10 protein-coding genes are annotated in these 12,601 nt (G+C 37.4%); all 10 read left to right on the forward strand.

Annotated features, from left to right (window positions below):
- The first annotated feature begins 44 nt into the window (after window positions 1-44).
- The 10 genes from ABLV07_RS04315 (at window position 45) to ABLV07_RS04360 (ending at window position 12,594) form a co-directional block, all read left to right on the forward strand.
- Entirely contained in the window at window positions 45-1,181 is a 1,137-nt protein-coding gene (locus ABLV07_RS04315; RefSeq protein WP_213199926.1) for a polysaccharide export protein, read from the forward strand.
- Window positions 1,182-1,184: 3 nt separating this feature from the next.
- Complete coding sequence (locus ABLV07_RS04320) at window positions 1,185-1,619, forward strand: protein tyrosine phosphatase (RefSeq protein ID WP_126027646.1); 435 nt, start codon at window positions 1,185-1,187, stop codon at window positions 1,617-1,619.
- Between the two features lie 18 nt (window positions 1,620-1,637).
- Window positions 1,638-3,806, forward strand: a complete 2,169-nt coding sequence (locus ABLV07_RS04325; protein WP_126027645.1) for a polysaccharide biosynthesis tyrosine autokinase — start codon at window positions 1,638-1,640, stop codon at window positions 3,804-3,806.
- Between the two features lie 90 nt (window positions 3,807-3,896).
- On the forward strand, window positions 3,897-5,318 hold the full coding sequence (gene wbaP, locus ABLV07_RS04330) for an undecaprenyl-phosphate galactose phosphotransferase WbaP (protein WP_230132853.1): 1,422 nt from the start codon (window positions 3,897-3,899) through the stop codon (window positions 5,316-5,318).
- A gap of 18 nt (window positions 5,319-5,336) precedes the next feature.
- Window positions 5,337-6,428, forward strand: a complete 1,092-nt coding sequence (locus tag ABLV07_RS04335) for a glycosyltransferase (RefSeq protein ID WP_213199928.1) — start codon at window positions 5,337-5,339, stop codon at window positions 6,426-6,428.
- Window positions 6,429-6,447: 19 nt separating this feature from the next.
- Complete coding sequence (locus ABLV07_RS04340; RefSeq protein WP_213199929.1) at window positions 6,448-7,719, forward strand: EpsG family protein; 1,272 nt, start codon at window positions 6,448-6,450, stop codon at window positions 7,717-7,719.
- Window positions 7,709-8,515 (forward strand): glycosyl hydrolase, encoded by an 807-nt coding sequence (locus tag ABLV07_RS04345; RefSeq protein ID WP_213199930.1) that lies wholly within the window; start codon window positions 7,709-7,711, stop codon window positions 8,513-8,515. The genes ABLV07_RS04340 and ABLV07_RS04345 overlap by 11 nt, the downstream gene beginning before the upstream one ends.
- Window positions 8,516-8,535: 20 nt before the next feature.
- Entirely contained in the window at window positions 8,536-9,786 is a 1,251-nt protein-coding gene (locus ABLV07_RS04350) for a glycosyltransferase (RefSeq protein ID WP_213199931.1), read from the forward strand.
- Window positions 9,779-10,870 (forward strand): glycosyltransferase, encoded by a 1,092-nt coding sequence (locus ABLV07_RS04355; RefSeq protein WP_213199932.1) that lies wholly within the window; start codon window positions 9,779-9,781, stop codon window positions 10,868-10,870. The genes ABLV07_RS04350 and ABLV07_RS04355 overlap by 8 nt, the downstream gene beginning before the upstream one ends.
- Window positions 10,871-11,178: 308 nt before the next feature.
- Window positions 11,179-12,594: a mannose-1-phosphate guanylyltransferase/mannose-6-phosphate isomerase gene (locus tag ABLV07_RS04360; protein WP_126027209.1), complete on the forward strand. Its 1,416-nt coding sequence runs from the start codon at window positions 11,179-11,181 to the stop codon at window positions 12,592-12,594.
- Window positions 12,595-12,601 lie beyond the last annotated feature (7 nt).

Here is a 12,601-nt window from a genome sequence, read left to right on the forward strand (position 1 = left end):
ATTCGGCAATTGGGCAAATTTTGGTTTATTGATGATATGACATTATGAAGAATAAAATTGTTAAATTTTCGGCTGTGGCCTTAGTCGTTGGTTTGTTATCCGGCTGCACAATCATTCCAGGCCAGGGGTTAAATGATCTGCGCAAGAATGTGGTGGAATTACCTGATAGTGATTATGATATTGATAAACTGGTCAATGTTTATCCTATGACTCCAGGTCTTATCGATAAACTTCGCCCAGCACAGGTTATAGCGCGTTCGAACCCACAACTAGATAGTTTGCTGAAAAGTTATGAATACCATATAGGTGTAGGCGATGTACTAATGGTTACAGTATGGGATCATCCAGAATTAACGACACCTGCGGGGCAGTATCGCAGTGCGAGCGATACGGGGAACTGGGTTAACTCTGATGGTAGTATTTTCTATCCTTACATAGGTAAAGTTCAGGTTGCTGGTAAAACTTTAAGTGAAGTACGTCAAATTATCATGGGACGTCTGGCAACCTATATTGAAAGCCCGCAAGTTGATGTCAGTGTTGCAGCATTCCGTTCGCAAAAAGTATATGTGACCGGTGAAGTTGCGAAGTCCGGTCAGCAACCAATAACTAACATCCCTTTGACGGTTATGGACGCAATTAATGCGGCTGGTGGCTTGGCGCCTGATGCGGACTGGCGTAATGTTGTGCTCACGCACAATGGCAAAGACACAAAAATTTCATTGTACGCATTGATGCAGAAAGGTGATCTGTCTCAAAACCAATTGCTCTATCCCGGGGATATTTTATTTGTTCCACGTAACGATGATCTAAAAGTCTTTGTGATGGGCGAAGTTGGCAAACAAAGTACTCTGAAAATGGATCGTAGCGGTATGACGTTAGCGGAAGCATTGGGTAATGCTGAAGGTATTTCTCAATCAATGAGTGATGCGTCAGGGGTCTTCGTGATTCGCCAAGTGAAAGGGGATAAGCAGGGGAAGATAGCTAATATTTACCAACTTAATGCCAAGGATGCGTCAGCCATGGTATTGGGTACTGAATTCCAGTTACAGCCATATGATATCGTCTATGTTACTACTGCGCCATTGGTTCGCTGGAATAGAGTTATTTCCCAACTTGTGCCCACAATCACAGGGGTACATGATCTAACCGAAACTACTCGCTATATCAAAACGTGGCCATAACTAATGTTTGATTCAATACTGGTTATTTGTACTGGCAATATTTGCCGCTCACCAATCGGTGAACGCCTGCTACGAAGGGCATTGCCAGAAAAAAGAATTGATTCTGCTGGGGTTGGGGCTTTAGTCAACCATGAAGCAGATGCTTCTGCTATCCGGGTTGCAGAGAAACACGGTGTTTCTCTGGCTGGTCACAAAGGAACTCAATTTACCTCTGCACTTGGACGACAGTATGATCTGTTGTTGGTAATGGAGGTTAGTCATTTGGAACAGGTGAGCCGAATTGCTCCAGAAGTGCGGGGTAAAACGATGCTTTTTGGTCATTGGCTCAATGGTAAAGAGATTCCTGACCCTTACCGCAAAAGTGACGAAGCGTTTAATTCGGTGTACCAGCTAATTGAGCTAGCAAGCCAGTCTTGGGCTGCCAAGCTAGGTGGATAATTTTCAGGGAAATATTGCATGACTTCAGCCACAACTAATAAACCGGCAACGCCGGACTCCGATGAAATTGACTTGGGGCGCCTTCTAGGTGAATTAATCGATCATCGTAAATTAATCATTTCTGTAACCGCCGTATTCACACTATTGGCGATTCTCTATGCATTGCTAGCTACTCCAATCTACCAGTCGGACGCATTAATCCAGGTAGAACAGAAGCAGGGTAATGCAATTTTGAGCAATATTAGTCAAATGTTGCCAGATAGCCAACCGCAATCGGCGCCAGAAATTGCTCTTTTACAATCACGAATGATTCTTGGCAAGACCGTTGACGATCTGAACCTACAAGCCCAAGTGACACAAAAGTATTTTCCACTGGTTGGCCGTGGTATTGCAAGAATAATGGGTGAGAAACCAAAGACGGTCACTGTTAGCCGTCTTTACTTACCAAGTAATACTGATGATGACGAAGTGCCAAATATCATGATCACGGTGAAAGATAAACAACACTATCAGGTAGATGGAAAAGACTTCACCGCTAATGGTACTGTAGGAACACTGCTAAATGAACATGGTATATCCCTTCAGGTTAATGCAATTGATGCAGAACCAGGAGATCAGTTTATCATTCGACAATTTACAAAGCTAAAGGCTATTGCTGATCTTCAGAGAATATTCAATGTCTCCGATCAGGGTAAAGACACAGGGATGTTGACGCTAACGTTAACTGGAGATAATCCTGATTTAATTTCTCAAATTCTTGATAGCATAAGTCAGAATTACTTAGCACAAAACATTGCTCGACAAGCGGCACAAGATGCGAAGAGTCTTGATTTTCTGAATCAGCAGTTGCCAGTAGTGCGCAACGATTTGGATATTGCTGAAGACAAATTGAATGCTTACCGTAGACAAAAAGATTCAGTAGATTTGAATATGGAAGCAAAATCTGTGCTGGATCAGATAGTAAATGTTGATAATCAACTTAACGAGCTAACTTTCCGTGAAGCCGAAATCTCTCAGTTATATACGAAAGAGCACCCCACTTATAAAGCCTTGATGGAGAAAAGGAATATCTTGCAGCAGGAAAAGGGCAAGTTAAATAAGAGAGTAAGTGGTATGCCATCGACTCAGCAAGAAGTACTCCGCTTAAGTCGTGATGTTGAGTCTGGTCGCGCAGTATACATGCAATTACTTAATCGACAGCAGGAATTAAGTATTGCTAAATCAAGTGCAATCGGCAACGTTCGAATTATTGATAATGCAGTAACTGAACCAAAACCGGTTAAGCCACAAAAATTGATGATAATTGCAGTTGGGCTGGTATTGGGATTATTTATCGCGGTTGGCTTGGTATTGCTGCGTGTTTTTCTACGCCGTGGGATTGAGTCGCCTGAACAATTGGAAGAAATCGGCATTAACGTTTATGCGAGTGTTCCTATTTCCGAATGGCATTCGAAGAATAATCGTAAATCCGCTCAGTTACGTAAAAATCAGTCTGACACATTGCTTGCAGTAGAAAACCCTGCAGACTTGGCCGTAGAGGCAATTCGTAGCTTACGAACCAGCTTACACTTCGCCATGATGGAAGCAAAAAATAACATTCTAATGATTTCAGGTGCTAGTCCAAATGCCGGAAAAACCTTTATTAGTAGTAACTTGGCTGCGACAATTGCTTTAACTGGTAAGAGAGTACTATTCATAGATGCAGACTTGCGGAAAGGATACGTTCATAAGATTTTTGGCCGTAAATTAGATAAAGGGCTTTCAGATATCCTGTCTGGACAAGCACCAGTCGAAGCTGTCATTGAAAAAGTTGCTGCTGGAGAATTTGATTATATTGGCCGTGGTCAAATCCCGCCAAACCCAGCAGAGTTATTGATGCATCCTCGTTTTGAAGGGTTATTGAAATGGGCGGAGCAACAATATGATCTAGTCATCATCGATACACCTCCAATTCTTGCGGTTACAGATGCTGCGATAATTGGGAGATATGTGGGGACTTGTTTACTTGTTGCTAGGTTTGAGGCGAATACCACTAAAGAAATTGAAGTTAGTATGCGGCGTTTTGAACAGAGCGGTGTTCAAATAAAAGGTTGTATTCTCAATGGGGTCATGAAAAAAGCTAGTAGTTATTATGGGTATGGATATAGTCACTACGGCTATTCCTATTCCGATAAGAAAAATGACTAACTTTTATTGGACTCTGTAATATACAGAGTCCTTTAATATCTCTCAAAGTAACCTGCCTTTTTATTGACCCGAGCCGTAGATGAGGGAATTATGTCTTATTTTTCAAGAAATTTAGGTTGTAGCGTCGCATTGGCGCTGGCTGATTTTGCCAGCTTTACGTTATCACTATATTTAGCATTAGGGGTATTATCAATCACCCTTGAAGATTATAACTTGAGGGTTCCCGAAGACCAGATTGAAGGATGGATCGGCCTACATTGGTTGTTAGGTGTATGCTGTGTGCTTTGGTATGGAGTACGACTTCGTCACTATTTTTATCGTAAAACTTTTTGGTTTGAATTAAAAGAAATTTTACGAACATTAATAATTTTTGCCGTCATTGAAATAGCGGTAATTGCATTTGCAAAATGGTATTTTTCACGTTATGTATGGCTAGTTACTTGGATTTTTGCCGCAGCTCTTTGCCCTTTGGCTCGAATGTCAGTTAAATATGTACTTAACGCATGCGGATTGTGGATGCGGGATACATGGATTATTGGTGATGAAAAAAATGCACAGGATGCATATAAAGCAATCAAGAGCGAAAATAATTTAGGGCTAAAGATTGTTGGGTTTATTTCTAGTAGAGAAGAAGCTATCAATGCTATTGATGGTATCCCAGTAATTAAACCTGACGATATGTGGCTTGCAACTATTGATAAACGAACTCAATTCATCGTCGCTGTCGAAGCTCATGAAGGTGAAATGCGTAATAACTGGTTGCGTCAATTTATGATTCGTGGTTTTCGATATGTCTCTGTAATTCCAACTTTACGTGGGATGCCATTAGACAGCACGGATATGTCATTTATATTTAGCCATGAAGTTATGATCTTTCGAGTACAGCAAAATTTGGCCAAATGGTCTTCTCGTATTGTTAAACGATCATTTGATATTGTCGGTTCCTTAGGTATTATTATTTTACTTTCTCCTTTACTTATTTATATCAGTAAAAAGGTTCGACAGGATGGCGGTGCAGCTATTTACGGACATGTACGAGTTGGTAAAGATGGAAAACCATTTAAATGTCTCAAGTTTCGCTCTATGGTTGTAAACTCGAAGGAGGTATTAGAGAATTTGCTGGAAACTGACCCGGTTGCAAAATTAGAATGGGATGCAACATTTAAATTAAAAAACGACCCACGCATAACCAAGATTGGACATTTCCTGCGTAGAACAAGTCTGGATGAACTTCCACAATTATTTAATGTACTCAAAGGTGAAATGAGTCTGGTGGGGCCAAGACCAATCATTACTGCAGAGCTGGAAAGATATAATGATGAGGTAGATTACTATTTGCTGAGTAAACCAGGAATGACTGGACTTTGGCAGGTAAGTGGACGCAGTGATGTTGACTATGATACTCGTGTTTATCTTGATGCATGGTATGTAAAGAATTGGTCGATGTGGAACGATATAGCTATATTATTTAAAACTATTGGTGTTGTTCTCAAAAAAGATGGTGCATATTAAACTACTAAAAGGATTAAAATGAGAATTTTAATATTAAGCCATACTCGCAGAATTTCCAATTTCAAAATTGGAAGCCACCACTATGCGAATGGACTAAGTAATGATTGTGAAGTTGAGTATCTTGGCTTCCCATATACACTGCTTCATAAATTATCAGGAAAGTCGACAGATGGTGTTGAACAACTAAAAAAAAATGTATTAGATTTCAAATCGTTTTTTCTATTCCCGATAACGCTTAAAAATAATAAATTCATAATCGCAATTAATAGATTTTTTTTAAAGTTGAGTTTGCATAATAATGAAAAAAAGTATGACGTGATTATATGTGATTCACCATACTTCTCACCGTACGTTAATGTCATTCCACATAGCAGTCTGATTTATCGTCCAACAGATATTTATGAGTTGATGGATGGTGATAAGATTAATTATTATGAAAAAGATATTCTTACAAAGTGTGATGGGGTTATTGCAACATCAGAAGTAGTGATGCACTATTTAAAGACTAACTATGAAATGTTGATAAAAGATAAAAAAATATTGGAAGTTCTGAGCAACGGATATGACGATAGCATATTTAATAATGAAAATACTCCCGATAACAGACGGGATGCTATCTATATTGGAGCCCTAGATAAGCGCTTTGATTTTGATGCTCTCAATTATTTAGCAAATGAGTACCCTGACGATAAGTTTGATATCTATGGGCCGATAGCGCAAGAGTATCAACAACAAGTTCAGTTAATATCTAAAAATCGAAGCAATGTTACTTTTTTCGGGGCAGTTGATTATCAGCATACACCTTCATTGTTGAAAAAACATTGTATCGGTTTATTACTCCTTAAAAATAATGATCTGAATAGGGGAAGAAGTCCAATGAAGCTATGGGAGTACATATCATGTGGCTTGGTTGTTGTATATGGTGCAGTCGATGTTGAAGAAAAATATAAAAAATCAGGGCCACTGTTTAAGTATAATGATAATGAGGATCTTATTCAAAAATACAATCTTGCAAAAGAAAGTAATGGGACCAACTATCAAATTGACCTACAGGAACATAGTTGGTCATATAAAGTGAATAAATTGAAAATGTTATTATCCACTGAATAAATAGAATAAATTTAACATTATGATAACATATAAAACAGGCTATGAAAACTTTAATAGTTTTACGCATCTTATTTGTCCTGCAATATTATTATTATTTCTGGCTGTAGGTGTCTGCATAAGTCCTCATATAGCTTTTTGGATGGCAATTGCTTTATTAGCGACTAAATTTTCGGATGTTAAGCTTTTTCGGAATTTACTTTCTATCATTGCTATTTTAATGATTATATTTACAGTAACTTCCAGAGAGATTGGAATCTCAGCAAGTGATGACTTGACAGGTATATATATGACTATAGTCGCATCACAAAAAGAAGGGTACGGTATTTTTGGTACTTGGATGGGTGTTGAGATTGGCTATGGTGCATATATGCACTTTCTCCTACAGTTCATTCCTGATTTAAAACCGAGAATAGTTTTGCTATTCTCCGTAATATTATCAACATCTTTGTATCTCATTTGGATATTGCACTTTTTACTACCTAAAATTCCTTCAAAGCACAAGGGGTTAATACTGGCAATATCATTGTCATTTTTGCAAGTGGGGTTTCTATCACAGTTTTTAAGGCAAGAAATAGCAACACCCTTAATGTTGATGGCCATTTTTTTGTGGGAGGATAATAGCAAGAAGAAAGCCATATTTCTTTTAGTGTTATCGATAACCTTCCACACTAGTTCACTTTTTATTTTTGTTTTCTATTTAATGTTCTCTAGGGGGCGAACGCTATACATCTTAATTGGTGCTATGACTTTTATGATAATGGTATCAATTTTGACATTTAAACCTTCAATATTAATATCTTTATTTGATGCACTACATTTATCTTTTTTTGGTAGTAAATTGGTCTATTATGAAACTGCTGCGAAAAATTCAATTGTAGACGCGGTAAAGAATGGTAAGTTTTTTTATATAATACTTTTGCTCGTACTGGTTAGGTGGAATTTAATTAAAAGTAATAGTCAAGTTATTAGTGATAATGATTGGCTGTTTAAAATGGCTAAGTTTTGTTTTTGGGGTAGTGTGTATACAATTCCACTATTGCTATTACCAAATGCGAGTAGATTCTTTCTAGTTATACCCGGTTTTCTTTTCCCATTGTGCATATATGGGGCATTCAAGAAACAAATCGGATATGTTCATCTTTTGTTGATATTCTTTATTTTATTTAGCTTGCTTGTTCCTGGGCGTTTGAATGGTGGGATTGCTGAGGATTTTAATATTTGGATGTATTACCCTTGGTACAGTGATCAACTTTTCTATTACTTGAGTTGGATTAATAATTATGCGACGTAAAACTATATTTTTGTGGTGTTTATTAAGTTTTATATGTGCTGTTAATTCATCAAAAGCTTTTGCATATAGTGAAAAAAAAGGCCTTGGCGTTATACCGGGAAATAGTTTGAATAAGGGATACACAACAGGCTTTAAAAAACTTAATGTGCAGTGGTACTATAATTGGGGGATCTATCCAGAGCGGGGTATGCCTCATGGGATATTATATGTGCCAATGCTTGGTAATAAGAAAACACTGAAAAATATCAATGCGGTAACCTCATATCCTTATGTATTACTTTTTAATGAGCCTGATGTGTCGGGAGCGCTGACTAAATCTATCAGCCCGGAGGAGGCGGCTAGCTTATTCAAAAATGTAATGAATAAGTTGCAGAATATTAAGGTTATTAGTCCAGCTCCGCAAAATCCATGGAATAACTGGCTTACAAATTTTAATTCAATGTCTTTCAATTCTAAACCAATGAATGCTGTTGCTATGCATTGGTACGGCTTGCCTGATATAAATAAATTCAAAAGAGATGTTTTATATATCCATAATAAGTATAAAAGTAATTTATGGATTACTGAATTTGGTATTCGTATTCCATGTTCAGATAACTCTCTTGAGAATCAAAGGAAGGTGTCTGATTTTCTCCGGAACGCCCTGGAGTTCCTTAATAGCCAACAGTATGTTGAAAAATATAGTTGGTTTTCTCCCAAGAATAATACATCAGAGAGTTGCGATTTGAGATATGATGTTTTGATAAATTCTGACGGTACGCTAACAGATTTAGGTTTGCTATATTCCAAGTATTAAGTTTGACGTGAGAGGATATTTTGAATAATATTTTTTATTTGGTATCGAGACTACCAATTGGTTACTCTGGAAGAGAGTATATTCTTAAGCAAAATATAAAGATCATGCTTAATAATGGTTTTAAAGTGAAATTGGCATACTATGATGATGGCAAAATCAAAGAAAGTGAAATAAAAAGAGATTCATTATTAAGCAATGTTGAGTTATTTCCGTTAAAGAAAGTAGATACAAAAACTTTTCTCTTTAATTTGCTGTCAAGAAGACAACTTTCCATACAGGAATGTCTTTTTTATTCTGAAAAGCAAAGCAAAGCTATAGAGAAAGAATTAGCGTCTGGGAACTTCGATCTCGTCTTGGTCGATATGGTGAGAATGGCACATTTAGTGGAAAATATTAATTTCCCAGTGAAGTTGTTAGAGTATGATGACTTACTAAGTACTAGATATAAACGAATGAGGGATATCCATAGCGATAACTTTAATCTCCTTGGTACTTATGCTAGTAAATATCCCGTCGTGTTTTCTAAAGTCGCAATTTTGCTTAAGGATTTTTTATTAAAATATGAAGAAAGAAAGATTTTTGAAAGGGAGAATTTTCTTTCTACAAAGTTTCATCGATTTTCCTTTACTTCTAAACTTGAAGCTAATGATTTTAAGAGTAGAATTAGATACCCTGGTAAGATTTATGACAATCCGCCTTGTCTACCAAATGGTTTGACTCATAGAGCGTTAGATAGAAAGTTGGACGATTTAATATTTGTTGGGAATTTAAAATCTAACCATAATTTGTCTTGTCTAAAAAACATTGTAAGAATTTTTTCAGATGATAGAGTTAAGAACATAAGTATTAACGTTTATGGTGACTATGACCAGCGGGCAATGGTTATATGTAATGGTATCGGCAATGTCAAATTATGCGGGAGGGTAGAGGATTTACATGAGAAGTTATTTCAGGCTAAATGTCTTATATCGCCTTTTTCCTTTGGCACAGGAATAAAAATTAAAATAATCGAGGCTATGCAGTGTAGAACTCTTGTAATGACAAATAGTATTGGGGCTGAAGGTATTCCTATCACAGAGAATATTCATTATCTTCTCTGTGAAAGCGATGAAGATTATGTTCAGAGTATTTTGAAAATAAGCCAAATTGATTCTGATGACCCTTTGATTAGAAACATAAGTTCAGCTGCTTATGAAGTAATTGATAAAATTTATTCTGAGGATATTGTAAGCGATAATTTTCTTGAGTTTTTGCGGGGGAACAATGCGTAATAAAAAAAATCTTTGGGTGTTGGGGCCCCGCGACAAAAAATTATCAGGCATTGGTCTTTACAGCACTAACTTAATTAAAGGGCTATCAAGCAAAGGATATATTGATGATGTTTTATATATCCCTTTTAAATCCCGCTCCGTCATGAGGTATTTATATCAGTTTATATACTTACCTATTTATTTAATGTTGTTCTCGTATAAATATAGACATGTGATTCTATATGAAGAAGCCTACTCTTTTTTGATTCCATTTTGTGATTTGTTCAAAAAAAGAGCCGTGCTAATATTTCATCATGTACCTGAAGAAAATTCAGCCGATTCGCTCATAGAAAAGTTGAAGTATTTCTATATGAAGATAGTTATGCTGTTCACTACTTTCTCCAGAACTATTGTTTTCCCAAGTGAATTCAGCAGGCAAGCATACCTAACAACTTTTCAATCATCAGGAAAGGCAAAGGGAAAAGTTCGTGTAGTTATTCCAAACTCCTTCGATTTTTCAAATGTAATTGATTCTGGAATGCCGGGAAATAATGCTGCAACTAAAGAGCATATCATTTCATTTTTGTATGTGGGTAGTGAAGAAGCTCGTAAGAATCTTAATGTAGCTGTTAGTGCTCTAGCTGAGTTAGGTCGCGATAATAATATAAGATTTACTAAAATAGGTAAGCCTATTGTTGAAGAGAATCGAGAGGAATTATTGGCAATACTTTCCGATTCCGCATTGGAATATAAAATCATTGATTTTGCTGATAACCAGAACCTTGAGTTTTATCTTTCATCATGTGATTTTTTTATCATGCCGTCGCTGCATGAAGGATTTGGAAGAACGCCTATAGAGGCTCAGTATCATGGTAAACTAGTTATAGCATCAGATATCCCTGTTTTGAGAGAAACTATGGGTGATAGTGCAATTTATGTTCCGCAACCGCATCTTATAGAATCATGGGTCAAGATAATGAAGCAGGTTATTCTACTTGATGATGCAAAATTATATGATTACAGGATGAAAGCGAGAATAAATGCTCGTCGTTATTCAGTGGAAAATATAACAAATAAGTTTATTGATGCGGTGATTGAACGATAAGTTTCCCCTGGGTACAATTTTTTCAAGAAGCATTTATAAACTTAATACGGCATACTTCATTTAAGTAATAAATCGAGCTTAAATTTAAGGTTTAGGATGTTAAGGTCTATAAAGATTAGCTTTGGCAATTTGCTATTGCTTAAACGTATATGATGATGTTTTTTAAATACTAACCTGCAAGTTTCGATTTGTAATACATAGTTGATTTCGTACCCAAAGAGGTGGGGATGAATTTTGAAAATATGAAATTATACTCAATCTAATTTGCCATTGCGCATAGAGCTCAATACTTTTTAAGGAATATTAACATGTTACTTCCTGTAATTATGGCCGGTGGAACAGGTAGTCGTCTTTGGCCAATGTCTCGTGAACTATACCCAAAACAGTTTCTGCGTTTGTATGGACAGAAATCAATGCTGCAGGAAACTATAACTCGTTTATCTGGGCTGGACATTCATGAACCAATGGTCATTTGCAATGATGAACATCGCTTTTTGGTTGCTGAGCAATTGCGTCAGCTGAATAAGTTATCAAGTAATATTATTCTTGAGCCCGTGGGACGTAACACTGCTCCTGCTATTGCATTAGCTGCGCTACAGGCGACCAGACACGGTGAAGATCCATTAATGCTGGTATTAGCAGCAGACCATGTCATTAATAATGCACCTTTGTTCCATGATGCTATCAATGTGGCGGAGAAATACGCAGAAGAAGGACACCTGGTTACCTTCGGTATTGTTCCGAATATGGCCGAGACTGGTTATGGTTATATTCAGCGAGGTAATGCACTTACGGATAGCGAACATACACCTTATCAGGTAGCTCGCTTCGTTGAGAAACCCGATCAGGAACGCGCTGAAGCCTATTTAGCCTCAGGTGAGTACTACTGGAATAGTGGTATGTTTATGTTCCGCGCAAAAAAATATTTATCAGAATTAGAGAAGTTCCGACCTGATATTCTTGCGGCTTGCACATCCGCGGTCAACGCTGCTGATATAAGTAATGATTTCATCAGTGTACCGTATGATAAATTTTGCGAATGTCCTGATGAATCAGTTGACTATGCAGTGATGGAAAAGACTGCCGATGCGGTAGTTATAGGTTTAGATGCTGAATGGAACGATGTAGGTTCCTGGTCGGCTTTATGGGATGTCAGTCTTAAAGATGCACAGGGGAATGTGCTTAATGGCGATACATGGATTCATGATAGTGAAAATTGTTACATAAATAGTGATGAACGATTGGTTGCAGCAATCGGTGTAGACAATTTGGTGATAGTCAGTACTAAAGATGCTGTGTTAGTTATGGACAAAGATCGCTCTCAGGACGTGAAGAAGGCGGTGGAATATCTCAAGCAGAACCAGCGTAGCGAATACAAACGGCATCGAGAAATATATCGACCATGGGGGAGAAGTGATGTAGTTGTACAGACTCCTCGTTTTAACGTGAACCGTATTACCGTCAAACCTGGCGGAGCTTTATCTATGCAGATGCATCATCATCGAGCAGAGCATTGGGTTATTCTAACCGGTACGGGCCAAGTGACCGTAAATGGGAAACGGTTTCTCCTGACAGAAAATCAGTCAACATTTATACCTATTGGAGCAGAGCACTGTTTGGAAAACCCTGGTCGTATTCCACTGGAAGTGCTCGAAATTCAGTCGGGTTCTTATCTTGGTGAGGATGATATTATCCGGATTAAAGATCAGTATGGTCGTTGCTAATTTTTAG

The organism is Klebsiella sp. CN_Kp097 (assembly GCF_040064495.1).
GTDB lineage: Bacteria > Pseudomonadota > Gammaproteobacteria > Enterobacterales > Enterobacteriaceae > Klebsiella > Klebsiella aerogenes.